Origin of the sequence: Aeromonas sp. S16(2024), assembly GCF_041403065.1 — a bacterium.
Classification (GTDB): domain Bacteria; phylum Pseudomonadota; class Gammaproteobacteria; order Enterobacterales; family Aeromonadaceae; genus Aeromonas.
In genome coordinates this window covers 286,069-311,601 of sequence record NZ_JBGLQX010000001.1, presented here as the reverse complement: position 1 = coordinate 311,601, position 25,533 = coordinate 286,069, and the positions used below count along the sequence as shown (strand labels likewise).

The 25,533-nt window shown below is 61.4% G+C and carries 21 protein-coding genes and 1 pseudogene; 8 read left to right on the top strand and 14 right to left on the bottom strand.

What is annotated here, in order from left to right:
• Positions 1-12: 12 nt before the first annotated feature.
• Together ACB030_RS01500 and ACB030_RS01495 are read right to left on the bottom strand one after the other, a co-directional pair.
• Entirely contained in the window at positions 13-381 is a 369-nt protein-coding gene (locus tag ACB030_RS01500) for a VOC family protein (RefSeq protein WP_371157428.1), read from the bottom strand.
• A gap of 114 nt (positions 382-495) precedes the next feature.
• A complete protein-coding gene (locus tag ACB030_RS01495; RefSeq protein ID WP_371157426.1) occupies positions 496-963 on the bottom strand; it encodes a hypothetical protein in 468 nt (155 codons plus the stop codon).
• Positions 964-1,117: 154 nt separating this feature from the next.
• Between ACB030_RS01495 and ACB030_RS01490 the strand changes: the two genes are divergently transcribed.
• Complete coding sequence (locus ACB030_RS01490; protein WP_371157548.1) at positions 1,118-4,261, top strand: DUF3427 domain-containing protein; 3,144 nt, start codon at positions 1,118-1,120, stop codon at positions 4,259-4,261.
• A 48-nt stretch (positions 4,262-4,309) separates the two neighbouring features.
• On the opposite strand, the gene ACB030_RS01485 is transcribed toward ACB030_RS01490, so the two are convergent.
• Positions 4,310-4,897, bottom strand: a complete 588-nt coding sequence (locus ACB030_RS01485) for a histidine phosphatase family protein (protein WP_371157424.1) — start codon at positions 4,895-4,897, stop codon at positions 4,310-4,312.
• A gap of 457 nt (positions 4,898-5,354) precedes the next feature.
• Between ACB030_RS01485 and ACB030_RS01480 the strand changes: the two genes are divergently transcribed.
• Positions 5,355-7,460, top strand: coding sequence for a putative bifunctional diguanylate cyclase/phosphodiesterase (locus ACB030_RS01480; RefSeq protein ID WP_371157422.1), 2,106 nt, complete (start codon positions 5,355-5,357; stop codon positions 7,458-7,460).
• A gap of 124 nt (positions 7,461-7,584) precedes the next feature.
• Here the strand turns inward: ACB030_RS01480 and ACB030_RS01475 are convergent.
• The 4 genes and pseudogenes from ACB030_RS01475 to ACB030_RS01460 form a co-directional block, all read right to left on the bottom strand.
• Positions 7,585-7,808, bottom strand: a pseudogene (locus tag ACB030_RS01475) (IS66 family transposase); the annotation flags it as partial.
• Positions 7,809-8,076: 268 nt separating this feature from the next.
• Entirely contained in the window at positions 8,077-8,730 is a 654-nt protein-coding gene (locus ACB030_RS01470; RefSeq protein ID WP_371157420.1) for a transcriptional regulator, read from the bottom strand.
• 55 nt (positions 8,731-8,785) lie between these two features.
• Positions 8,786-10,075 (bottom strand): serine dehydratase subunit alpha family protein, encoded by a 1,290-nt coding sequence (locus ACB030_RS01465; RefSeq protein ID WP_371157418.1) that lies wholly within the window; start codon positions 10,073-10,075, stop codon positions 8,786-8,788.
• A gap of 22 nt (positions 10,076-10,097) precedes the next feature.
• Positions 10,098-10,481 carry a RidA family protein gene (locus ACB030_RS01460; RefSeq protein WP_111912562.1) on the bottom strand — a complete coding sequence of 128 codons (384 nt, stop codon included), beginning with the start codon at positions 10,479-10,481 and terminating at the stop codon, positions 10,098-10,100.
• Positions 10,482-10,729: 248 nt separating this feature from the next.
• On the opposite strand from ACB030_RS01460, the gene ACB030_RS01455 reads away from it, so the two are divergent.
• Entirely contained in the window at positions 10,730-12,025 is a 1,296-nt protein-coding gene (locus ACB030_RS01455) for a hypothetical protein (protein WP_371157416.1), read from the top strand.
• Between the two features lie 286 nt (positions 12,026-12,311).
• Positions 12,312-12,602: a hypothetical protein gene (locus ACB030_RS01450; protein ID WP_205643311.1), complete on the top strand. Its 291-nt coding sequence runs from the start codon at positions 12,312-12,314 to the stop codon at positions 12,600-12,602.
• A gap of 60 nt (positions 12,603-12,662) precedes the next feature.
• Here the strand turns inward: ACB030_RS01450 and ACB030_RS01445 are convergent, their stop codons facing one another.
• A complete protein-coding gene (locus tag ACB030_RS01445) occupies positions 12,663-12,851 on the bottom strand; it encodes a hypothetical protein (protein ID WP_205641433.1) in 189 nt (62 codons plus the stop codon).
• Between the two features lie 279 nt (positions 12,852-13,130).
• A complete protein-coding gene (gene speA / locus ACB030_RS01440; RefSeq protein WP_205641432.1) occupies positions 13,131-15,032 on the bottom strand; it encodes a biosynthetic arginine decarboxylase in 1,902 nt (633 codons plus the stop codon).
• A gap of 1,063 nt (positions 15,033-16,095) precedes the next feature.
• Here speA and pepT point away from each other — a divergent pair.
• Together pepT and ACB030_RS01430 are read left to right on the top strand one after the other, a co-directional pair.
• The gene (gene pepT, locus ACB030_RS01435) at positions 16,096-17,322 is read left to right on the top strand and encodes a peptidase T (protein ID WP_371157413.1); all 1,227 of its coding nucleotides are present in this window, start codon (positions 16,096-16,098) and stop codon (positions 17,320-17,322) included.
• Positions 17,323-17,468: 146 nt separating this feature from the next.
• Positions 17,469-19,196, top strand: a complete 1,728-nt coding sequence (locus ACB030_RS01430) for a lysophospholipid acyltransferase family protein (RefSeq protein WP_371157411.1) — start codon at positions 17,469-17,471, stop codon at positions 19,194-19,196.
• A 63-nt stretch (positions 19,197-19,259) separates the two neighbouring features.
• On the opposite strand, the gene ACB030_RS01425 is transcribed toward ACB030_RS01430, so the two are convergent.
• The 4 genes from ACB030_RS01425 to ACB030_RS01410 all read right to left on the bottom strand — a co-directional run bounded on the left by ACB030_RS01425 (position 19,260) and on the right by ACB030_RS01410 (position 22,172).
• Positions 19,260-19,571, bottom strand: a complete 312-nt coding sequence (locus tag ACB030_RS01425; RefSeq protein ID WP_371157409.1) for a SelT/SelW/SelH family protein — start codon at positions 19,569-19,571, stop codon at positions 19,260-19,262.
• Positions 19,568-20,689 carry an adenosylhomocysteinase gene (locus tag ACB030_RS01420; RefSeq protein WP_371157407.1) on the bottom strand — a complete coding sequence of 374 codons (1,122 nt, stop codon included), beginning with the start codon at positions 20,687-20,689 and terminating at the stop codon, positions 19,568-19,570. Before ACB030_RS01420 ends, ACB030_RS01425 begins: the two co-directional genes overlap by 4 nt.
• A 185-nt stretch (positions 20,690-20,874) precedes the next feature.
• A complete protein-coding gene (locus ACB030_RS01415) occupies positions 20,875-21,612 on the bottom strand; it encodes a hypothetical protein (protein ID WP_371157405.1) in 738 nt (245 codons plus the stop codon).
• Complete coding sequence (locus ACB030_RS01410; protein ID WP_371157403.1) at positions 21,612-22,172, bottom strand: YceI family protein; 561 nt, start codon at positions 22,170-22,172, stop codon at positions 21,612-21,614. Before ACB030_RS01410 ends, ACB030_RS01415 begins: the two co-directional genes overlap by 1 nt.
• A 110-nt stretch (positions 22,173-22,282) precedes the next feature.
• On the opposite strand from ACB030_RS01410, the gene ACB030_RS01405 reads away from it, so the two are divergent.
• Positions 22,283-23,185: a LysR family transcriptional regulator gene (locus ACB030_RS01405; protein WP_371157401.1), complete on the top strand. Its 903-nt coding sequence runs from the start codon at positions 22,283-22,285 to the stop codon at positions 23,183-23,185.
• Positions 23,186-23,203: 18 nt separating this feature from the next.
• Here ACB030_RS01405 and ACB030_RS01400 read toward each other — a convergent pair whose 3' ends face one another.
• A complete protein-coding gene (locus ACB030_RS01400) occupies positions 23,204-23,611 on the bottom strand; it encodes a hypothetical protein (RefSeq protein ID WP_371157399.1) in 408 nt (135 codons plus the stop codon).
• Positions 23,612-23,677: 66 nt separating this feature from the next.
• Here ACB030_RS01400 and ACB030_RS01395 point away from each other — a divergent pair, with 66 nt between their 5' ends.
• The gene (locus ACB030_RS01395) at positions 23,678-25,408 is read left to right on the top strand and encodes a formate--tetrahydrofolate ligase (protein ID WP_371157397.1); all 1,731 of its coding nucleotides are present in this window, start codon (positions 23,678-23,680) and stop codon (positions 25,406-25,408) included.
• The last annotated feature ends 125 nt before the right edge of the window (positions 25,409-25,533 follow it).

Sequence of the window (25,533 nt, the reverse complement as noted above, 5' to 3'; positions counted from 1 at the left end):
GCGTCAGGGGACTCAGCGATAGCGGCTGATCTCGATAAGGTTCTGATCCGGATCCAGGCAATAGACAGATTCTATGGGGCCGCAGGCGCCGCTCTTCGTCACCGGCCCCTCCACTATCTCGACCCCCTGATTCTCAAGCTGGGCCATCACCTGATCCAGGGGCCAGCGGGTGATGAGGCAGAGATCCCCCGATCCCACCTGTGCCCGGTTGCGCGGCTCCTCCCCCAGCAGTTGCAGATTGATCTTCTGGTTGCCAAAGCGCAGGGCCCGGCGCCCGGCCCCGAAGGTAATGGGCTCCATCTTGAAGGCGCGGCTGTAGAATCCCACCGCCCGCTCTATGTCGCTGACCGTCAATACCAGATGGTCGATATGGCTGATCATGCTTGCTCCCTGTGGTGGTGATCGCGCCCCATCATAGCCAGTTCCCTTGGCAGAGACTGTGCCTTAGCGCACATCCATCATCCATAACCATTTCTTTTATAAGAGGAATATGCCTTATCGCACGGCGGCACAGGCCTTGTCGCGCTGGGCAAGCAGGGCTTCGTCCTCGCTCTCCATGGCCGCCAGAATGGCCTGATTGCAGGCCCGCTCCGCGAGCTTCGCCGGGCTCTGCTTGGCATCGGCGATCTCAGCAATCATGGGGCGATAGCCGATGGCGGCCGAGCAGTACATGGTGCGGTACTTAGGGAGCTGCCAGCTACTGTCATCCTGGCGCGATAACTCATCGCACAGCTTGCCAAACAGCGCCCTTGCCTTGACCGTACACTGACTAAAGCGCCGCACATCCTGCTCATAGGGACGACAGACGCTGTTCTGTTTGATCTGCCAGAGCTGATAAGAGAAGGGGACTTGCTCCCCCTCATACTCCACCACCAGCGCCTTGACCTCGGTGCCATAGATGTCGGTCACCTGCTGCTGCACCAAGTTGAGATAAGCCGAAAAAAGGTAAGAAACCGGATCCATCACCACCTCCTTGTGGTTGTCACTGCCGAGCGGTATTACCGAAAACCAGAGCGATTTTCAAACGAGTAACAGGCGACAACAGCTTACTGATTTGGTTGGAAAAAATGATACTCTTCTCGCCACCCTCATGTACAACGTTCAAGGCCAGTGTGCGATGCAACAATGCGGTATTTATGAACAGCTCATTACTCAACTGCTGACATCTCGACTCGACCGCGAGCGCTTTTACGTAGGGGAACGCCAGCTTGAACCTGCCGAAGCGGCAGTCTGGTTATCCAGATTTCTGAGTCGTGTTTTGGAATATGCGGTGGGTTCGGTCACTGGAGAGGATCAGCTGCAACGGCAAATTGAACTGGCTAACCAGTTATTGCTTTGGCTAAAGGATCGCACACAAGACCCAGACTTTATTGGCGAGAACCTCATCGATAGTCAGGGAAAAATCCTAACGGCGCTCTACCAGCTGGATAACCCCATCTCAGCCAATTTAAAGCAATATGCCGAAGATGTTTTCCCTCTGACAGGTCTAACGCAAAGTGAGCTGTTCTGCGGCAGCAATGCGGGCCTATCGATGGAATCAGAGATTAAACGAGAAATATTATCGGCAGATAGCATCTGCTGGCTGGTCTCGTTTATCAGATGGGCAGGCATCCGTATTTTCCGTCATGAGCTGGAGGAGTTCACCCGCAGCGGCCGCCAATTAAAAGTGATTACCACCTCTTATATGGGAGCAACCGACGCCAAGGCGGTCGAATTTTTAGCCAGTCTGCCCAACACCGAAGTCAAACTCAGCTATAACACTCAGCGCGAGCGGTTGCATGCCAAGAGTTATCTCTTTTGCCGAAATACGGGCTTTCATACCGGCTATATAGGTTCATCCAACCTCTCTCATTCTGCCCTCACCAGTGGCTTGGAGTGGAACCTAAAAATCACCTCGCAAGAGATCCCCCATATCATCGAGAAATCCCTGAGTACCTTTGAAACCTATTGGGAATCAGATGATTTTGAGCTGTTTGATGGCAAGCTCGAAAGCCGTACAAAATTACAGCATGCGCTGCAAGAAGCCCGTGGGGATGGGGACAAAAATAGTCCTGCCTATTTCTTTGATATCACGCCATTTCCTCATCAACAGGAGATCCTTGAGCAACTGGCAATGGAGCGCTCTTTACACCAGCGCTTTCGTAACTTGGTGGTAGCGGCCACCGGGACGGGCAAAACCCTGATCTCCGCCTTTGATTTCGCTCGTTTTCTGAAAACCAAACCCGACGCCAAGTTTCTGTTTGTCGCCCACAAAGAGGAGATCTTGCGCCAAGCATTGGCCTCTTACCGCGGTGTGCTCAAGCAATCTAATTTTGGTGAACTCTTGGTCGGTGGCGCCGTGCCAACCCACTACCATCAACTGTTTGCCTCGGTGCAATCCTTGAATAACCAACTGGCTAGTTTGCGTCTTAGCCCAGACTATTTCGATTACATCGTCATAGATGAGGTTCACCATATTGCGGCGGCCAGTTATCGTGGTTTGCTCGCCGCCTTTGAACCTCACATTCTACTGGGATTGACCGCAACGCCAGAGCGCCATGATGGCGGTGATATTCTCGCTGACTTTTGTGGTGTGATCGCAGCTGAAATCCGTTTGCCAGAGGCCATCAATCGTCGCCACCTCTGCCCATTTCAATATTTTGGTATCGACGATGATACTGACTTGCGCCAAGTGGCTTGGAAAAATGGCCGTTATGACATCACTGAGCTCACCAATATCTATACCCACAATCAGCAGCGGGTACAGAAGATAGTCCAGAGCCTCTATGAGATCGTCACCGATATCACCAAGATCAAAGCACTGGCATTTTGTGTGAGCCGTGAACATGCCGATTTTATGCGCAAGGCATTTCTATTGAAGGGCATCAAGGCTGACATTCTCACCAGCGATAACCGAGACGAGCGCCATAGTAAACAACAAGATTTGCGTACCGGCGTTATCAATATTCTCTGCGTGGTGGATATCTTCAACGAAGGTGTCGATATCCCGGAAGTCGATACCTTGCTGTTTTTACGGCCAACGGAAAGCCTCACCATCTTCTTGCAGCAATTAGGGCGGGGCCTGCGGCTGGCGAGCGATAAAGAGTGCTGCACCGTGTTGGATTTTGTTGGCAATGCCCGTGCGGAGTATGACTTTGCCCAGAAATTCCGGGCACTGGTGGGTAAAACCAATAAGGCAATCAGCCACGAAATAAAACAGGGCTTCCCTCACGCCCCCTTGGGCTGCCGCATCGAGCTCTCAAAACAGACCCAAGAGTTAATTCTGAACAATATCAAGAAGGCGACCCTCAATACCTCGCGACTCATAGGCCTGATCCGCCGTTTCTCACAGGATTGTGATTTACCGCTGACGCTGGCGAACTTTTTGAAGTTTTACCCTCACATCAGCCTTGAGGAGATCTACAAGCGCGGCAATTGGAGCACCTTGGTCAAACAGGCCCGAAACCATAGCGTTTCTGAAATGAGCGATGAGAAGCTGTCGACCCTCTATACCCGGGCCATCAAAACCCGGCTATTGGGGTGCGATGCGCTCCATTACTTGCACTTCTTACAAACCTTGGTGGAAAGCGCCTTTACCTTAACGGCTGAGCACGATGAACGGATGGCCTTGATGTGCCATTACGACTTCTGGCAACAGAGCGGCCCCACTGCAGGCTTTAACTCCTTGGCGCACAGCCTGAAACAACTCAATCAACCAGCGTTACGGGCCGAGCTGGCAGATCTGTTGCCCATGCTGATCAATCGGGTGCAACACGAACAAAGCGCCATGCCTGACCTTCCCGGCAATCCGCTGCAACTGCATGCCCGCTATGCCAGAGAACAGGTGCTGGTTGGCTTTGGTGCGACCACCTTTGCGCAACAACCTACTGCTCGCGAAGGGGTATATGTCATCGCAGAGCAAAATATCGAGTTGCTCTTCGTGACTCTGAACAAAACGGAGCAGCACTTCTCCCCCACCACCCGTTATCACGACTACGCCATCAACGAGTCGCTGTTTCATTGGCAGAGCCAAAACAGCGCTCGCCCCGAGCGGGGTAAGGGTTTGAGTTACATTCAGCACAGAGCAGAAGGTAAGCGCTTATTTTTGTTCGTCCGTGAGCAGAGCAAAGATGAATTTGGCCGCACCCTTGGCTTTGTGAACTTTGGTGAGCTGGAGTACGTCTCCCACAGCGGCAGCCAACCGATGAACATTAAGTGGCGTCTCACTACCCCGATGCCGCCCTTTATGTGGAAAGAAGCTGCCAAATTGGCGGTTGGCTGAACGAACAATCACAACAGGGCTCGCCAAGGGCGGGCCGTTTTCTTGTCGTTAACAGGCAATCCGCTCTATGCGGCCGCCACTGAGTTTGAAGAAGGCATCCTGCGGCAGCTCTTGCGTCCAAGTGGTGATGTAATCCAGATCGGCATAGGCGCCGCGCAGCATGGCACCGAATAGACCGTGGGAGACGACGATGGCTTGCTTGGCAATGCCTTCGTCCTGTAGCCATGCCTGGGCCCGGCGCTGAATACTCTGAAAGCTCTCTCCATTCGGGGCCTGCAGATACCAATCCGACTCTTCCAGATCGAGCTCGGGATGGGCCGCCAACAGCTCGGGAACCCGGCGGCTCTCCCACCCCCCCATGCCCAGCTCCACCAGCCGTTCGTCCCAGACGATGCGCTCCTTATCCAATCCAAGCTGCTGGCATACCCGCTCCGCCGTCTGACGGGCACGACCAAGGGGGCTGGCGTAAATAGTCCAGGCGGCGGGCGCAACCAGGAGATCTGCCAGGCGGGCACCCATGGCGAGGGCCTGAGCTTCGCCCCTGGCGGTCAGATCCGAGTTGCAGCGTCCCTGCAGCCGCAATTCGGCGTTATAGCGGGTCTGGCCGTGGCGCAGCAGATAGAGGGTTCGAGACATGGTTTATCCTGCAGGTTCAACGAGATAACGAAAGCGGGAGATGCATGATAACAGCTGTGTCGGGTCAGCCAAGACGAAGACGAAGCCTGATACCTATGTGGCACTGTGACATCACATCCCAATGGTCATGGTGAACGCAACTGTACGGCAACAAGCACCACGCCCAAAGCGCCTCAAGGACTCGCACTGAGCAGTATTTCAATGGCAAGTCACGACTGGAGCTATCTATTCCCGGATTTTCCATACCCCTCATTTTCAAGCGGGAAAATTTGGAACCCGCCTTTGGATAAGGCGCAAGAGGGCATTGCCATCAAGGGATAAATTCAGTGCTTTTACTCTGATCCAGGGCCCATTTTGGTACGTATCGCTGGCCGGTTTGGGGCACCTCTGGTGTACAATCCCCAGCCCGATTTTCCCCGCTAACCCGGCCATGGCTCAGGCCGTTATCCATCCCAGAGTGAATCAAGTGACCGCGACCCACCCCATGCTCGACAGTTATTACAGCCAGGATCTGGTGTTTTTCTCCATCCTGGTGGCGGTGCTCGCCTCTTACACGGCGCTGAACATGACGAGCCGGGTGAGCCAGAGTCAGGGCCGGGCCGCCGCCCTCTGGCTCGCGGGGGGCGCCTTCGCCATGGGGCTGGGCATCTGGTCCATGCACTTCATCGGCATGCTCGCCTTCAACCTGCCTATCGCGCTCGGTTACGATCTGACCCTCACCGGCCTCTCCCTGGTGGCGGCCATCGGCTCGTCGGCCTTCGCGCTCTGGCTGGTGAGCCGCCCCGAGCTGCCCTGGCGCCACATCGCGGGGGGCGCCCTGCTGATGGGGGCCGGCATCGCCACCATGCACTACATCGGCATGGCGGCCATGAAGATAGATCCCGGCATTCATTACGACCGCGGCCTCTTCGTCCTCTCCATCCTGATCGCCGTGCTCGCCTCCGGCGCCGCGCTCTGGATAGCGTTTCGCCTGCGCAACAGCACCCCGCAAGCCTTCTTTCGCAAGGCTCTCGCCTCTCTGGTGATGGGGGGGGCCATCATCGGCATGCACTACACCGGCATGGCGGCGGCCCAGTTCCCGGAAGGGAGCCTGTGCGGCGCCCTCTACACAGGCCTCAATACCCAGTGGCTGGCGACCGTCATCATCGTTGTGACCCTGGTGGTGTTCGCCATCGCCCTGGTGCTCTCCATGCTGGATGCCCACGCCGCCCGCCTCTCGACCTCCTTGCACCTGGCCCACGACGAGCTGCTCAAGCTGGCGCTCCATGACAGCCTGACCCGGCTGCCGAACCGGCTGCTGTTTGCCGACCGGCTGGAGCAGCGCATCCAGGAGTGCCAGCACAACCAGCGCAGCTTCTCCCTGCTGTTTCTCGATCTCGACGGCTTCAAGATCATCAACGATGCCCACGGTCACCACACCGGGGATCTGCTGCTGGCCGAGGTGGCCGAGCGCATCAAGGCGCAGCTTGGCGGGAGCGATACCGCCTCGCGCTTTGGCGGCGACGAGTTCGTGCTGGCCCTGGCGCCGGGGGATGTGAGCCAGACCACGGCCTTCGCCGAGCGCCTGCTGGCGGCCCTGGCCCAGCCCTACCCCTGGGAGCATCACAGCCTGCACATCACCGCCAGCATCGGCATCGCCGTCTATCCCCAGGATGGCACCAGCCTGCACGAGCTGACCCTCAACGCCGATGCCGCCATGTATTACGCCAAGGAGCGGGGGCGCAACGACTACTGCTACTTCGGCAGTGCCATGAATGCCAACGCCCACCAGCAGTTCTTGCTGCAACAAGAGCTGCGCCATGCCCTGGAGCGAGGGGAGCTCGCCCTGCACTATCAACCCAAGTACGACGCCCGCAGCGGTGAGGTGGTCGGCGCCGAGGCGCTGCTGCGCTGGCAGCATCCGCACCATGGCGCCATCTCCCCGGCGAGCTTCCTGCCCCTGGCGGAGAAGACCCGGCTCATCATCCCCATCGGCAACTGGGTCATCGACGAGGCTTGCCGTCAGATGAGCCGCTGGCGGGAGGCGGGTCATCACGACTGGAGCGTGGCGGTGAACCTCTCCACCATACAGCTGGCGAGCCCAGGGCTGCTGGAGGAGGTGGAGGGCGCCCTCGCCCGCCATCGGCTCGAGGCGCGCCACCTCACCCTGGAGATCACCGAATCCACCGCCATGGAGAACGCCGAGGAGAGCCTGGCCATCCTCAATCGCCTGGCAGAGCTTGGGCTTGGCATCTCCATCGATGACTTCGGCACCGGCTACTCCAGCCTGCTCTACCTCAAGCGCTTCCCCGCCAACGAGCTCAAGATAGACAAAGGCTTCGTCGCCACCCTGGCGCACGAGGGGGACGATGCCACCATCATCGGCGCCATCATCGCCCTGGGCCAGGCCCTGGGGATGCGCATCGTGGCCGAAGGAGTGGAGACCGCGGAGCAGCGCGCCCTGCTGACCGAGCTCGGCTGCGACACCCTGCAGGGCTATCTGCTGGGGCGCCCCATGGCGGGAGAGCAGTTGCTGACCCACAGCCATCACCCAGCGCCTTGTGCGGGTGGCGTGCTCGCCTGAGCCCTGACGGGCGCAGGGGCTATCCCATTGCCCCCTGCTGCGCCCGGCCCCTCCCCTGATCCGGACACTCCTGCCATTGAGCCTCTTGCTGACGAGAGACAGGCGGCCCAACCAAGGCAAGCGTTCATCGGCAGGGCCTTGACGCACACAGGCCGGCAGAAGTGGGGTCATCCGTTTTTTCGATGCAAGCCAGGACGACTGCGCCCCCTGGGAACAACGCCCGGGTCGTCTGGCTGTTTCCACCAACGACAAGATCCGTTGGCGAAACAGTCGATGCTCGGTGACGAAGTAGCCCAGCTCTGGCAAGTCAAACACGGGATTCGCTCGATAAGCTTTGTCATCAACCAGCCCCCTGCTACCACAGCAGGGACAAACCGGGGGCTGGGCTGGGCACCGCGTTCTTTACCGGAAGCCGGACGCGGCCGGGATACTGCAGCGAGTGAATGGGGAGCAAGAGACGATCGTCGCTTTTTCATGTCCACTCTCGGTGAAGGGTGACGATGAGAGGGCCTTGATTGCAGATGAGCGAAGAGCTGGAGACTCGGGTAGTAGCAAGAGACAAGCAAACGGGTCAGGGCTGACCCGGCGCCTGCCACAGTGTTCAGGCTGGACGGGCTCAGCCTTTCTTGATTTCCCGCAGATAGCGGTAGATGGAGTGCACCGAGATATCGAGCTGACGGGCGGCTATCTGGGCGCTGTCTTTGAGCTCGAAGATCCCCAGATCATGCAACTGCTTGACCATGACCCGGGTCTTCTGGGACGGCGGCACGGCGTCGTTGCCACGCACCTCGGCACTGACGGTATCTATGGTGCTGTTGAGGGCCTCGTCTATGTTGCGGGCGAACACTTCCGGCGTGCCGCTCGCTTCATGGTGCTGCATGCACTCGGGCATCATGGTGCGCAGCACGGATTGCAGCGGGGCGTCCATGTCGGTGTTGATGCAGAGCAGCCCTATGGCCTGCCCCTCGCCATTGCGAATGACGGTGGTGAGGGAGCGCAGGGTCTTGCCGGTGGCGCACTTGGTCATGTAGGGGCTGGAGATATCCTGTCCGCTCTTGAGCTTTATCATCGCCAGGTTGGTGATGGGGGCCCCGACACTGCGGCCCGTGATATGGCCGTTGGCAATCTTGATGATGGCAGGATTGCGCACATCCAGGCTGTGCAGCAGCACCTCGGTGTGCTGACCATACATGGCGGCGATGCCGTCCACTATGATCTCCATCGCCTTGAGGATCTCGAAGTCAGTCGGGGTCAACTCTTGCAGTTTCATGGGGGCCTTCATGGTAGTGCTGCTGCCCGTCACCGGCAGCAGCCAGGTCGCGTGATCAAGCAGACATGATGTCGATAATGGTGGTGTCTGTGGTAGACATGCCGTCTTTTACCATCTGCCCGATATTTTTGATAGTTTGCTCGACATCGTGCGAGACGATCCCCTGCCCCGACACCGAATGGCTGTTGATGGCCATCAGGAAACCGCGCACCGCCGCACCGGAGGAGGTGCTCACCTTCATGGCGCAGGAGGCTTTCGCACCGTCACACACCATGCCGGCACTGTCGCTCAGCACGTTCTGAATGGCGTGACAGGATTGCGCCAGGCTACCGCCCGCCAGATAGACCATGGCCATGGCGGCCGCCGCGCTGGTGACAGTGTTGCCACAGAACGCCGACAAGGGCGGATAGTGGGACTTGATGTAGATGGCCCCCAGGTGGCTCATGATGAGGGCCCGCGCCAGCTGCTCCTCGCTGGCGCCAAAGCGCTCGGCGATCACCACCACGGGAATGGTGGCGGCTATGCCCTGATTGCCGCTGCCGAAGTTGCTCATGGCCGGCAGGCTGGCGCCCCCCATGCGGGCGTCGGAGGCGGCGGCGGTACGCATCACTATGCTGTTCATCACATCCTCGCCGATGAAGCCGGCGCTGATGCTCTTTTGCATGGTGCGGCCTATCTCCAGGCCGTAGGGGTGATTCATCCCCTCGTCGGAGAGCTTGCCGTTGAGCTCGGAGGCCTGGAGGATGAAGCGGATCTGCTCAAATTCCACCTGGGTAGCGAACTCATGGATGGCGGCGATGCTGATGTCGACGCCGTCACAGATGGCGCCTGTGGCCCCACGCTGGCTCTGATCGGCGGTGAAGGTCACCTCGCCGTCGCGGCGCTGCTCGACGATGCGGGTATGGCCGCCGCACAGGGTCACGTCGGCGCTGTGCTCCTCCCCCTTCTCATCGCACCCAACGAGGGTCACACGGCAGTAGATAAACTCGGGCGCCTCGGTGCGGCTGACCTGGACGCAGCCAGCATCGATCAAGGTCTGGGCACGGGCAACCTGCGCCGGGGTGATGGCGGCCAGCACCTCCAGTCCGGCATCGGCGTTACCGCCGATGGCGCCGGCGGCGGCCGCGATGGCCAGCCCTATCTTGCCGGTACCGGGCACATAGACCCCCATGGAGTTCTTATAGAGATTATCCGACACCAGTACCTCGATGCGCCGGACTTCACAGCCCAGTTGCCGAGCGGCGACGGCCGCGGCATAAGCGGCGGCGATGGGCTCGGTACAGCCCAGCGCTGGTTTGACAACCTGTTGAATAATCTGCAGATACTGCTGCCATTCTTGCTTCATTGCGGGGACCTTTTTATCAGCATTAACGGGCGATGTGGGCGATCGCTTCGATTTCAACCTTGACGCCCATCGGCAGATCCTTCACTGCAAAGCAGCTGCGGGCCGGGCAATCTTGCTGGAAGTAGTCTTTGTAGACGGCATTGAACTGGGCGAAATCGCCGATCTCCGCCAGATAGCAGGTGGTCTTGAGCACCGTCTCCAGGCTGCCACCAGCGGCCTCCAATACATGCTTGAGGTTCTCCAGCGACTGGCGAGTCTGGGCTGCTATCCCCCCCTCCACCACGCCGCCCTGCTGCTTGCACACCGGCAGCTGGCCTGAAGTAAAGATAAGGTCGCCATAGGCGGTGCCATGGCTGTAGGGACCTATGGCATCGGGTGCTGCGGCTGATGTGATGATGGTTTTCATATGGGCTCCACTTAAATTCAAATAATGTTGCATTTACGCAATTCGATTCATGCAACATTATTTGCTTTTAAAACCATTCGTTCAACTATTTTATAGATTTAAAACCAAATTAGCGCGATAACGCCGCATTAACACAAAGTGTGAGCGCCATTCCGATTTGAGCCGATGAGAGAAACCCGCCATTGTTTAGGGTTTTTTATTCAACTATATTTGCGCCAACAATCACTCACACAACAGCAAGGTCAACCATGGACGCTCACAGCACGACACTCACCCGGCCCGTCATGGGCACGCTGGAATGGAAAGAAGCGGTTCGTTTTGACAGCACCGACTGGGGCTGGATCATCATGAGCATCGGCATGGCCATAGGCGCGGGGATCGTCTTTTTACCGGTGCAGGTGGGGCTGATGGGGTTATGGGTCTTCCTGCTGTCGGCGGTGATCGGCTACCCGGCCATGTACATGTTCCAGCGCCTCTTCATCAACACCCTGGCCACCTCGCCCGAGTGCAAGGATTATCCCAGCGTCATCACCGGCTACCTCGGCAAGAACTGGGGCATGCTGCTCGGCGCCCTCTACTTCGTGATGCTGGTGATCTGGGTCTTCGTCTACTCCACCGCCATCACCAATGACAGCGCCTCCTTCCTGCAGAGCTTCGGGGTAACCCAGCAACTGCTCTCCGAGAACCCCTTCTACGGCCTGGTGCTGATCTGCGGCCTGGTGGCGCTGGCGTCGCGCGGCGAGAACCTGTTGTTCAAGATCTCCACCTTTATGGTGCTGACCAAGATCAGCGTGGTGGCCGTGCTCGGCCTGATGATGGTGGACAAGTGGGATGCGGCCAACATCACCGCCATGCCGGCGGCCGGTGACTGGATGAAGGACGCCATCATCATGCTGCCCTTCACCCTCACCTCCATCCTCTTCATCCAGAGCCTGAGCCCCATGGTGATCTCCTACCGTTCCCGGGAGAAGTCGCTGGAAGTGGCCCGCTTCAAGGCGATGCGCGCCATGAACATCGCCTTCGGCATCCTGTTCGTGGTGGTGTTCTTCTACGCCGTCTCCTTCACCCTGGCCATGGGCCACGAGCAGGCAGTCAAAGCCTCCGAGGAGAACGTCTCCGCCCTGGCCATGGTGGCGCAAGGCATGCCGGGCCAGACCCTCAAGCTCCTGAGCCTGACCCTCAACATCTTCGCGGTGATGACCGCCTACTTTGGCGTCTACCTCGGTTTCCGTGAAGCCTGTCAGGGACTGGCGATGAACCTGCTGCGCCGGGTGATGCCGGAAGATCGCATCAACAAGGGTCTGGTGGGCAAGGGCATCATGGTGTTCACCGTCATGCTCTCCTGGGGCGCCATCGTACTCAACGCACCTGTGCTGAGCTTCACCTCCATCTGCAGCCCCATCTTCGGCATGGTGGGTTGCCTCATCCCGGCCTATCTGGTCTATCAGGTACCGGCGCTGCACAAGTACAAGGGCACCTCCCTCTACATCATCATCGTCACCGGCCTGCTGCTGTGTGTCTCGCCCTTCCTGGCGTTCAACTGATGGCGCTCAACTGAGACATCCTGCTACACGTGCGGTAAAAGAACGGAACAAGCCAGATCCTGATGGGGTCTGGCTTTTTGCTGTCGTGGCATCTGTGCCATAGCATTGCTTCGCTTGGTGAAAAAAGTCGCCCATCTTCGTTGTGCCGCGCTCTGGGTCAGGGTACTCTCGAGCCAAACAAGACTCGAACGTTACTTTTTATGCCGCATTGTCATGACGCCCAAGGGGACAGTTCGACGAGCAGAAGGTCACATCTTTTATCACCCGTTCAGGCGAGGAATCGCAGATGGCCAGATACCAGTTTTTCTCCATTCCGGCATCCAACCGGCAGCAATACACCTTTATCGACATGGCCTCCCCCAGCTTTCTGACCGAGAAAGCGGCGCTGCTGGCGCAGGGATTCGAGGTGCAAGAAGACTTTATCGATGCCGCCAGCCCCCGGGAGGCGGTGGAGAAATACAAGTCCGACTTTCTCTATGTGGCAGACGAGGTGGGCAAGTCAGACAGCAGCTATGCCGCAGCGAGCGCCCTGATGGAGATGGGCAAGAGACTGTTTGGTCGCAAGACAAACGGCTGACAGGAAAAACAGAAGGTGGCCATCGCGGCACATTGCCCGATGGCCATGAGACAGCCCTGCTCAGCAGCGGGCCAGTTGCTGGAGCATGGCGATCAGCTCCTCTTCGCTGCGGGGCTCATGGGTCAGCTCCAGACTCGGGGCCGCGCCCCCCATCAGCATGTAGACATGTGTGCTGCAGTGGTCATAGTGATACCACTTACCGTCGATACAGAGGTCGGTATAGCATCTCGGGTCCCTTTCCAGTTCCATATGCACATCCTTTTGTTACATCCCATCAACATCACTCCTGACCGTAAAATAACCGGTCCGAGTCCCATTTGATGTGGATCAAGGGAAACGGCGGGCAGGCGCAGATATCTGCCGGATCTGTGGCCTGCCAGAGCCAGGGCCGGCTCCGGCTCTCCAAATGAAGAGGGATATTCGCCCCGTGCCTCACCGGATGCATGGATCCTGGCAACAAAAACGGCGCCCGAAGGCGCCGTTTTTTCATTCCCGTCTTTGCAGCGACGGGGCGAACCAGCCCGTGGCTTATTCGTCTTCCAGGTAGGCGTAGCCTTGCAGACCCAGCTCCAGCTCGTCGAGCAGGGCCTTGCGGGTCGCGTCGTCCAGCGCCGGGTGGGAGACGATCCGCTGGTAGTTCTCGCGGATGACGGACGGGTCGATGTTGACGTAACGCAGCAGCTGGTCGACGGTGTCGCCGCGCACCACGTTGCGGATGTCCATCTTGCCTTCCTCGTCCAGCCACACTTCCGCGCAGTGGGTGTCACCGAACAGGTTGTGCAGATCCCCCAGGATCTCCTGGTAGGCACCCACCAGGAAGAAGCCGACGTGGCACTCTTCGTTCTCGCCGTACTCCGGCATCGGCAGTGTGCTCTCGACACCCAGACCGTCGACGTAGTGCTCAACCTGACCGTCGGAGTCACAGGTGATGTCCATCAGGATGCCGCGGCGGGTGAGCGGGCGCTCGAGGCCGGTGAGCGGCATCACGGGGAACACCTGACCTATGCCCCAGGCATCCGGCAGGGACTGGAACAGGGAGAAGTTCGCGAAGCACTTGTCTGCCAGCTTCTCGGAGAGCTCGTCGGCCAGGGCGCGGTGGTTGCGGTTGACCGGGTTGAGCAGCTCCTTGAGCGCCAAGCAGGTGTTCTGGTGCAGCATCTCGGCCCAGGCGCGCTGCTCCAGGTTCAAGAGACCCATGGTGAACTGGGTGTTCACATCCCCCAGATCCGCCACAGAGTCGTGGAAGATCTCCAGCAGGGAGGGATCCTCACTGCGCAGGTCCAGCCAGCCTTTCCACATGTTCTGCAAGATGGTCGGGGCGTCTTCATCCGGCGCATGGATGTCGTTCACCTCCACCCCTTCGGCACCAATCAGGTTGGTGACCAGCACGGCGTGGTGGGCGGTCAGGGCACGGCCGGACTCGCTGATGATGGTCGGGTGCGGCAGGTCGAACTCGCGGCACACATCGCCGATGCCCCACACCACGTTGTTGGCGTACTCGGACAGGCTGTAGTTCGCGGAGCAGTGGCTCTGGGAGCGGGTGCCCTCATAGTCCACCCCCAGGCCGCCACCCACATCGACCACGTCGATGGGCACGCCGAGGCGACGCAGTTCGGCGTAGAAGCGGCCGCACTCGCGGATGCCACCCTGGATGTCGCGGATGTTCGCTATCTGGGAGCCCAGGTGGAAGTGCAGCAGTTGCAGGCAATCCAGCTTGCCGAGGCTGCGCAGACGCTCCACCAGCGCCAGGATCTGGGAGGCGGAGAGGCCGAACTTGGACATGGAGCCACCGCTCGATTCCCACATGCCGGAGCCGGTGGAGGCGAGCTTGGCGCGCACCCCGATGTTGGGCTTGATGTTGAGGCGAACTGACTCGTCCAGCACCATTTCCAGCTCGGAGGGCTTCTCCACCACTATGTAGACCTTGTGGCCCATCAGGTTGCCCAGGAGGGCGTGGCGGATGTATTCGCGGTCCTTGTAACCGTTGCAGACGATCACCGAACCTTGCTCATGATGATGGGACAGCACGGCCAGCAGCTCCGGTTTGGAGCCGGCCTCCAGCCCAAGCCGCGGCTTGTCGCTGTAGGACTGACTGATGGTCTCGATGACGCGACGCTGCTGGTTCACCTTGATCGGGTAAACGCACAGGTAGTCCCCTTCATAGCCTGACTTCTCGATGGCCTGACCGAAGGCGTTGAACAACGCATCGACCCGGCTCTTGAGGATGTCGGGGAAACGCAGCAATACCGGGGTAGTCAGTCCGGACTGGCGCAGCTGTTCGATGGCTTCGGACAGCACTATGCGCGCCTCGGGACGAGACTTGTCGGGGGAGACGGTCACATGACCGGCGTCATTGATATTGAAAAAACCCGCACCCCAGTAGGGAACGTTGTAGACCTTCAAGGAGTCCTTGCTGGACCAGTTAGTCATGGGCTATGCCTCGCAAATGAGCGGCCAGAAGGCCGCCTTCGTTACCCTCAATCACATCCAGACCATCGATTGCAACATGCGGCGAGCAAAGGCTGCCTGCAGGCACCCGGTGCGTCACGGCCAGCGGGGGAGGCGTTGTCGCCTGACCCTGCCGCGGCCTTGTCACAGCCAGATCATCTATTGCACATCGCGGCAAGCCAAGGCTGCCTGGTGGATCTTGGGAAGTAACGAGTCTTGATGTGGGGCTGGTGGCTTTACATCAAGCTCAACGGTATGCGGTGCCACTGTAATGGGGCGCCGCGGTACTTTGATGACAACCGGCATCAGCCACGCCGTTCGTTCATCATTCGGCAGCCATCCCGACAGAAGGAGAGAGGTTCAAGGAAGAGAAGGGTAGACGTCAGCACGCACGCGTGTTGATGAACGACAACCACCACAGCCCGCTCAACGCCAGTGACCGCCCATGACAAGGGAAGATGATGAGCCGTTGGCCCACTCGGTCAGTAGGTGATGAGAGTCTGTTGTTCTCCCTGATACCGGAGCCTAACCGGTATTAAAGAAACCATTCCCCAGCAGTGTCTGTCGTTTCTGCGTGCCTCGCCCTATAGGCGTCTGATCCTGTCGGTGTCTGGCGGCCTCTGCCTGCTCAGGGTTACCCTCGGATCGGCGCGGAGTGTACACACTTACCGGCGCCACTGACAATAAAAAATCGTGTTAAAAAACGGGTTTTGAACGATGGGCCAAATCTTGCTGCCAGCAAGGCTGGCTCTGGGATGGCGAGGGATGAGGCCGCTCAGGATTGGCCCTGAAAATAACAGGGGAACCGGCCATTTTTCCCGACCCCTTGCCACTGCTGGGCCGGGGGGAAATTCAGCCCTTTCGCATATGCATGATGAGTTTTAAATTCGGAATTTTTATTCACCAAGCCCTCGAATTGAGCCCCCTTCCCCAGCGTCCCCCCGGGATCCGGGCCCGACAAATCCATCAAAAACTGCGCTGACGCAATAATCAGCCCGGCCGTCTTGTCCACAATGGTGCCTCTTTTGTGGTTTGAGGCCTGCCAATGGATACCCTGCTTGAGCGTTTTCTGCGTTACCTGACTTTTCATACCCGCTCCGATGCGACCAATCCTGCCTGTCCCAGCAGCGAGGGCCAGATCGTCTTCGCCCGCGCCCTCTGCGAGGAGATGACCCAGCTTGGGCTGACCCAGGTCACCCTGGATGAGCACGGCTACCTCACCGCCTGCCTGCCGGGCAACCAGCCACAGGCGCCCGCCATCGGGCTCATCGCCCACATGGACACCGCCGATTACGAGGCAGAACAGGTGGTGCCCCAGCTCATCGAGAATTATCAGGGAGGCGACATCTGTCTGGGCAAGGGGGACGAGGTGCTGGCCATCCGCCAGTACCGCTGCCTGAAAAACTACCTGGGGCAGGATCTCATCACCACGGACGGCACCACCCTGCTGGGGGCCGACGACAAGGCGGGTATCGCCGAGATCCTCACCGCCGCCCAGTACCTGCTGGCCCACCCCGAGATCCCCCGCGGGGATCTCTGGATAGGCTTCACCCCGGACGAGGAGATAGGCCGCGGCGCCGATCTGTTCCCCCTGGAGAGATTCCCGGCCAAGTGGGCCTATACCGTGGATGGCGGTGAACTCGGCGAGCTGGAGTATGAAAACTTCAACGCCGCCAGCGCCACTGTGCGCTTCATCGGCAACAACGTGCACCCCGGCACCGCCAAGGGCAGCATGATCAACAGCCAGACCCTGGCCGCTCGCTTCCACGCCGAGATGCCCCCCGAGCAGACCCCGGAGTGCACGGCAGGGTACGAGGGCTTCTTCCACCTGGCCCAAATGAGCGGCACCGTGGAGGAGAGCACACTGCACTACCTCATTCGCGACTTCGACGACGACCGCTTTGCCGCCCGCAAGGCCCAGCTCAAGGAGCGGGTCGCCTCCCTGCAGCTGGACAACCCCAAGGCGCGCATCACCCTTGAGATAGAGGACAACTACCGCAACATGCGCAGCCAGATAGCGCCGCACATGCACATCGTCGAGCTTGCCAGGGCCGCCATGGAGGCCGCCGACGTGGTCCCCAAGATCAAGCCCATTCGCGGCGGCACCGACGGCGCCCGCCTCTCCTTCATGGGTCTGCCCTGCCCGAACCTCTTCACCGGGGGCCATAACTTCCACGGCAAGCACGAGTTCATCCCGCTGCAATCCATGGAGAAGGCGGTCACCACCCTGGTGGCCCTGGTGCGGCTCACCTCGGCCTGGCGGGAGCAGTGACGCCGCCGTGAAGGCCGGGCCTGGCGGGAGCAATGGCGGCGACATGAGCGGGGCCCTCTGCCCCAGTCATCAAACCGTCACGGCGCTGCCACAAAGGGGAAACCGGGGAGCGGCACCCTGAGGCAACGTTTCGCGGAGCCTTGCCCATGTTCAACGTCGATACCCTGCTGGGGCAGCATCTGCCCCGCCTCGCCAGCCAGCCCCTGATCCGTCCCCTGCTCCGACAGGGGCTGAGCTGGCTGCTCAACGAGGAGGCCTTCACCGAGTTTGCCGAGCGCCATCCTCACCTGCGCGGCCTCGACTTCGTCGAGCAGGCACTCGCCGCCCTCGATTTTGACTACAGGGTGAGCGAGGCCGAGCTCGAGAACATCCCCGCCAGCGGCCGGGTCATGATAGTCGCGAACCACCCCATAGGATCCCTGGACGGGCTGGCCCTGCTGCGCCTGCTCGGTCGCATCCGCCCCGACGTCAAGATAGTGGCCAACCAGCTGCTGACGGAGATCCGCCCCCTGCGTCCCCTGCTGCTGCCGGTGGACAACCTGGGGGGCAAGACCGACAGGCGCGCCATCCTGGCCATGGGGGAGCACCTGGCCCAGGAGGGCGCCCTCATCATCTTCCCCGCCGGCGAGGTGTCGCGTCTCGGCCCCAAGGGGGTGAAGGACGGTCCCTGGCAGGGGGGCTTCATCAAGCTCGCCAGGCGCACCCGCACCCCCCTGGTGCCCATCCATCTGGACGGGCGCAACGGCCTCCCCTTCTATCTCGCCTCCTGGCTCCACAAGCCCGCCTCCGCCCTGCTGCTGGTGCGCCAGCTGTTTCGCCAGCAGGGGCGACGCATCTCCCTCACCCTGGGGGAGCGCATCCCGCCCCAGAGTCTCGGGGAGCTCGCCCCCAAGACCGCCGCCGCCCTGGTGCGCCGCCATCTCTATCGCCTCGGCAAGGGGAAGAAAGGTCCCCTGGCGACCGAGGCCCCCATCGCCCTGCCGGAGGAGCGCCGTCAGCTCAAACAGGCCATAGACGGCTGCGAGCTGCTCGGGCAGACCCCGGATGGCCAGCGCATCCTGCTCTATCGCCGCCACGAGCAGGGCCATTCGGTGATCCTGCGCGAGCTGGGGCGGCTGCGGGAGATCGCGTTTCGCGCCGTGGGGGAAGGCTCGGGCAGGCGGCGGGATCTCGACGCCTTCGACGATGACTACCACCACCTGATCCTCTGGGATCCGGCCCGCCTCGAGATCATAGGGGCCTACCGCTTCGCCCCCGTGGCCGAGCTGCTGGCGAGCAAGGGACTGGCCGGCCTCTACAGCCATACCCTGTTCGGGTTTGAAGAGAGGCTGCTGCCCCGGCTGGAACTTGCCATCGAGCTTGGCCGCAGCTTCATCCAGCCCGCCTACTGGGGCAAGCGGGGGCTCGACTACCTCTGGTTCGGCATCGGCGCCTACCTGGCCCGCTACCCCCAGTATCGGTATCTGTTCGGGCCCGTGACCCTCTCCGGCAGCCTGCCGCCGGCGGCCAAGGATCTGCTGGTGGGCTTCTACCGCCAGCACTTCGCCCCCGAGCTGGCGCTCGCCCCCTCGCGCCGCCCCTATCCCGAGACGGCGCCCCTGTTCGAGGGGCGCGATTACGGCGCCGATCTCAAGGCGCTCAAGGCCCGCCTCGACCACCTGGGCTGCGCCATCCCCACCCTCTACAAGCAGTATTCCGAGCTGTGCGAGCCGGGGGGCGTGCAGTTCATGGACTTTGGCATAGACCCTGACTTCAACCACTGCATCGACGGCCTGGTGTGGGTGGACGTGAGCCGCATCAAGGCCCACAAGCGGGCGCGCTACATAGGCTCTCTCGCGAGCGGGACCGACGCCCCGTCCCCTGCCGCCGCCTGACCCCGGGCAAAAAAGAGAGGGAGGCCTGCGCCTCCCTCTCTCGTTCAACCCCTTGTCCCCGGCCTACTCGGTGGCAGGTTTGCGATCGGCATGGCCGAGGTCGCGCTCCGGGGCTATGACGTCCCGCACCCGCTGCTTGATCTCTTTCGCCTCGGGGAAGCCCTCGTCGGCCACCCTGTCCCACACCTGGATCCCGTTGACCAGGATGCGAAACTCCCCCTTGCTGGCGGGCACCAGCGCCACCTCCCCGAGCTCGCTGTCGAAGGTGGAGAGCAGCTCCTGGGCAAGCCAGGCGGCGCGCAGCATCCAGCGGCAGAGGGTGCAGTAGCGGATCTCGATGCGCGGTTTGCTGACGGGGGTCTGTAAGTCGGTCATGCGATGACTCCATGAAAATCGGTTAACCAGTGGCGGGCGATGTGCTGCATGGTGGCCTGGGGCAGCTCGAACAGGCCGGCGGCCGGCCTCTGCCCGGCCAGCTGGTGCACCCCTTCGATGATCTCCGCCAGCACCAGATAGACGTACTCGCCGATGACGGCGCCGTGGACGAAGTTCACCGCCTCGCCGCGATTGAGCAGGAAGATGGTGCTGCCATCCGGGCGCGTGAGCGCCAGCACATGGGGGCACACCTCCTCGCTCGGCCAGGGCAGCTGGGAGAGGCAGAAGGCGAACTCGTCGTCTGCCGAGGTGACAGAGGCCACCATGGCTCCGGGGCGCAGCGCCTGCAAGTCGGCGATGTCCAGGGCCCCGTTGCCGGTGCAGCAGATCACCAGCTCGGCGCGGCCCAGAGCCTCGGCCTTGTTCACCAGCTTGAAGCCGTGGGAGAGCGCTTCCACCTGGCGCAGGGCATCCGTCTCCACCAGCTCCAGATGCAGGTTGCGGCAGCGCAGCTCGCGGGCGATGCTGCGTCCCACCTTGCCATAGCCGAACAGGGCGGCCTGGCAGACGTTGAAGGTGCGCCTCAGGGTGCGCGCCAGGGACTCGGCGGAGTAGACCACACTCAGGCCGATCTGGATGTCTTCCGCCTGCTTGAGGGGGCTGCGCGCCACCGAGATGACGGGGGCGGCCAGCAGCTCCTGTTCGTAGCGCTGATGGCCGTTCTCGGTCATCTCCACCACCCCGAGAAAGCGCTCGCCGAAGTGTTCAGAGAGCACCGCCTGGGTCTTGGCGAAGTAGCCGCCTATGTCCAGGATGATGAGCCGCTCATGCTCCCGCACCAGGGGGGCAATCTGGGCAATGACCCCCTCGGGATCCGAGGTCCAGTGGCGATTGAGGGGTAGCACCGGGTAGTGCTGCTGGGCCCAGGCCAGGGTCGGCCCGTGCACGGACTTGGGTTTGGGCAGGATGGCGCCGACGCGCCCCACCCCATCGAGCACCTGGATGAAATGGGGCCGGTCGGGAAGCAGGTGGGTCACCAGCAGAATGCAGAGATCCCCGAGTCGTCCCTGCTCGGTGAAATGGCGAAAAAACAGATGCTCAGATCCCTGACTGCGCAACTGTGGCCTCCTTAGCGTGCCGCGAGAAAGCAGGCAAACAGAACCCGGCATAGCCGGGTTCTGTGTGTGTCCAGATAATTGAAAATCCTTTTTATCTGAAAGCGCCATGGGGCTCAATCTTTATCTATACAGACTTTGACTAACCCATCAATTTATAAGGTAATAGCCTGTTTTTCATGCAGAAATCAATAAAGTGACGCCTCTGGCCAGACCCACCACAGACTCAAACCAGCACCAATTACCCCCACCAGGATCAGCAGCCCCCAACGAGACAAGCCCGGGCGCTTGCGCAGGGCCCACTCCAGCAGCGGCAGCAACCAGACCGGCAGCAGCACCAGCAGCGGGACTTCCACATACTGCCAGGCCAGCATCTGCACGAAGGCCAGCGCCAGCCCCAGGGCGGCCGGGCTCACCCTGATGCCCGCAAAGGCACCGAGCAGGGCACGGAAACCGGCGAAGGCGGCCAGGGCCCCCGCCAGCTGGGCGATCAGCAGACTGCCATCGATGCCGATGACCAGCGCCAGCCAGATGAAGCCCAGGGTAAAGCCCAGCCCCTCCTCGCTGTCACCGCGCCAACCCGTCCAGCCGAACCAGGCGATGGCGGGCAACAGCGCCAGCCAGATGCGCGGCTCGATGGCGAGGACCGAGGCCAGCCCCTGCCACCACACCAGGGCACCGAGCCCGGCGAACAGTGCCAGGGCTATGCCCTTGTCTGCCAGTGGCAGCGCCATGGCGGGCACCAGCAGGCACAGCGGCAGCCACTGCCACGCCTTGACCGGCAGGCCATAGGCGCCCCCCAGCAGGCAACCCACCAGCCAGAGCGCGAGCGCCCCCCACAGGTAGCCCAGTCGTGGCCAGCGCCATGACAGCAAAGCGGCCCCCAAAGGGGCCGCCAGGGTCTGTAGCAAGAGTGCTGCGCCCATTACTTGCGCACGCCTTCGACGAACAGGTTGATGCTCATCTCGTCCGGAATGCCCGGCAGCATGTAGTTCACGCCAAAGTCGCTGCGCTTGATGGTGGTGGTGGCGTTGAAGCCGCTGCGGTAGCCGCCCCAGGGATCCTTGCCTTCACCGATGTGGACCATGTCGAAGGCCACGTCCTTGGCGACGCCGTGCAGGGTCAGGGTGCCCTTGAGCACGCCCTTCTCCTTGGTGCCTTCATAGCCTGAGCTGACGAAGGTCATCTTGGGGTACTGCTTGACGTCCAGGAAGTCGGGGCTGCGCAGGTGCTTGTCGCGGGCCTCGTGGTTGGAGTCCACGCTGGCGGCGTCGATTTCGAAGCTCGCCTTGGCGGCGGTCGGATTGGCATCATCCATGCTGAAGGTGCCGCTGAAGGTATTGAACCGGCCGACCAGCTCGGAGAAGCCGAGGTGGCCCACCTTGAACTGGACTGTGGTGTGAGCCGCATCGACATCGTAGTCGGCCGCCATCAGGGGAGCCGCCATAAACAGGCAGGAAGCCAGCAGGGCCTTGGTCATTTTCATTCCGATCGTTCCTTCATTGGGGGGTTCACATCGATAACCGACATGCTAACCTCCGAGCAGGAATGGATAATCATCGATTTATTAAAATAATTATCAACCGAGAGTGGAATATGGATCAGATAGCCGCCATGCGCACCTTCATCAAGGTGGTGGAGTGCCAGAGCTTTACCAAGGCCGCCCATCAGCTCGGCATCTCGGTCGCCATGACCTCCAAGCTGATGCAGCAGCTCGAGGAGTCATTGTCGACCCGGCTGCTGTCACGCACCACCCGCCAGGTCAACCCCACAGAGGCGGGCCAATTCTACTACCAGCGCTCCCTGGCCCTGCTGGCGGAACTGGAAGAGACCCACAGCCAGCTCACCCGCAACAACCAGCAGCCCCAGGGCACCCTCAAGCTGTCGGTGCCCATGGACTTTGGCTACCTGCACCTCTCCCCCGCCCTGCCACTGTTTCGCGAGCGGTTTCCCGAGCTCAAGCTGGAGATAGAGTACAGCGACCGGCGGGTGGCCCTGGTGGAGGAGGGTTTCGATCTGGCGCTGCGCATCGGCAACCTGCCGGACTCCTCCCTGGTGGCCAAGCAGCTCGCCACCATGAAGCTGGTGGTGTGCGCCAGCCCGGAATACCTGGCCCGCAGGGGCACCCCAAAGACCCCGGAGGATCTCAAGCAGCACGACTGCCTCATCTACACCCTGACCCAGCCGGACTGGGTCTTCAAACGGGATGGGGAGCAGCAGAGCGTGCGCCCCCAGGGGCCCCTTCGCGCCAACAACGGGGTGGCCCTGACCCGGGCCGCCTGTGACCACCAGGGCATCATATTGCAGCCCACCTTCATCGTCGGGGATGCGCTGCGCTCAGGCGCCTTGGTGTCCCTGCTGCCGGAATGGGAGAAGGGACAGGTGGGCCTCTATGCCCTCTATCCGCACCGCCGTTTCGTCTCGGCCAAGGTGCGCTGCTTCATCGAGTTCGTGCAGGAGCGCTACCTGGCTCCCCACTACTGGGACAGGGAGACCTGAGCCCGGGCCGGAGGGTGATCAGGGGGTGGGGACGACCGGCAGCTCGGCCACCAGCAGCAAATCGCGCAAAGTCAGCCGCCAGCGCGGCAGACGCCGCGCCAGGGTGGCGAGCTGCCCCTCGCCAAGCGCATAGGGCAGGGTGATGTGCAGGCAGTGGCAGTCCAGCATGGCCGCCAATTGCAGGATCAGCGCGAGGTTGGCCTCGTCGGTCTTGCGCTTGTTGATGCGCTTGGCGAGCTCCTGGCGAAAGTGAGTCTCGGGATCCTGGGTCATCGCCTGCCAGCCGTAGCCGAACAGCGGGATCAAGGCGCTGACGATGCCAAGGGCGGTGAGCGGCTGCTTGGGCGGATGGTAGAGGGCATTGAGATCCAGCAGTATGGGGCTTTGATGGGGCTCACGACTGCCGGATAAAATAGTATTACTCATTGGATAACCTTATTGATTCCTCTAGACTTCGCCGCATCTTTGACCTGACATGCCAACGAGGTGCTGATGCTAAGCGATATCGAGATCTCCCGCCAGTCCCCCCGTCTCTCAATCTACGCGCTGGCCGAACGCCTCGCCATCCCGCCCCACCAGCTCAGCCCCCAGGGCCACCACAAGGGCAAACTCAGTCTGGCCCTGCTCAAAGAACCGCCCAAGAAGCAGGGCAAGCTGGTGCTGGTGAGCGCCATCACCCCGACCCCCCTTGGCGAGGGCAAGACGGTCACCACCCTGGGCCTCTCCATGGGGCTCAACCACATAGGCCAGCCCAGCATCGCCACCATACGCCAGCCGAGTCTGGGGCCCGTGTTCGGGGTCAAGGGGGGCGCCGCCGGGGGCGGACATGCCCAGGTGGTTCCCATGGAGGAGATGAACCTGCACCTCACCGGGGACTTTCACGCCCTCAGCGCCGCCCACAACCTGGCGGCGGCGGCCCTGGATGCCCGTCTGTTCCACGAGCAGAAACTCGGCGACCAGTTCAGCACCAGAACCGGTTTGCCGCGCCTCGAGATAGACCCGGCCAACATCCTCTGGCCGCGCACCCTGGACATGAATGACCGGGCCCTGCGCCACCTCACCCTGGGCCAGGGTGGCCCCGCCGACGGGGTGGAACGTAGCGATCGCTTCGTCATCACGGCCGCCTCCGAGCTGATGGCCATTCTGGCGCTGGCGAGCGATCTGAAAGAGTTGCGCGCGCGCATCGGCCGCATCCAGCTGGCACTGGACATCCACGGCAACCCCATCACCGCCGAGCAGCTGGAGGTGGCGGGGGCCATGACGGTGCTGCTCAAAGACGCCCTGCAGCCGACCCTGATGCAGACCACGGAGCAGACCCCGGTGCTGGTGCACGCGGGCCCCTTCGCCAACATCGCCCACGGCAACTCCTCTGTCATCGCCGATCGCATGGCGCTCGGCCTCACCGACTACGTGGTGACCGAGGCGGGCTTTGGCTCCGACATGGGGCTGGAGAAGTTCTTCAACATCAAGAGCCGCCAGTCCGGCATCACTTCCGCCTGCGTGGTGCTGGTGGCCACGGTGCGCGGCCTCAAGGCCAACAGCGGCCTGCTGGACATTCGCCCGGGCCAGCCGCTGCCGGCGAGCCTCCTGGGGGAAGATTTGCCCACCCTGAAAGAGGGCTGTGCCAACCTCGCCTGGCATATCCAGAACGCCCGCCGCTATGGCGTGCCCGTGGTAGTCGCCATCAACCGCTTCCCGAGCGACAGCCAGGCCGAGCTGGATCTGCTGGCCCGCGAGGCGCTGACCGCCGGCGCCTGCGACGCCGCCATCTCCCACGCCTTCACCGACGGGGGCAAGGGCGCCAGCGAGCTGGCCCGGGCCGTGGTCGCCGCCTGCGAGCAGCCGAGCCAGGTCAAACTGCTCTACCCCGACGAGATGAGCCTCGCGGCCAAGCTGGCCACCCTGGTGGAGTGCGGCTACGGCGGGCGCGGAGTGCGGCTCTCGGACAAGGCGCGCCAGCAGCTGGCCCGGCTCTCGGCCGAGGGCTGGGATCACCTGCCCATCTGCGTGGCCAAGACGCCGCTCTCCATCAGCCATGATCCCACCCTCAAGGGAGTACCGACGGACTTCGAGGTGCCCATCGAGGAGGTGCGCCTGTGCGCCGGCGCCGGTTTCGTCTATGCCCTGGCGGGCCCCATCATGACCATGCCTGGCCTTGGCAGCCTGCCAGCCTATCGCCATATCGACATCGACGATAACGGCGAGATAGTGGGCCTGAGCTAAGAGCCCTGGCAGCCTGCCTTCCCTGAGCGTCATATCGACATCGACGACGACGGCGAGATAGTCGGGTTGAGCTAAATGATCGGATAAACAGTCTGGCGCCGGCCGATTACGCTGCGCTAATCGAC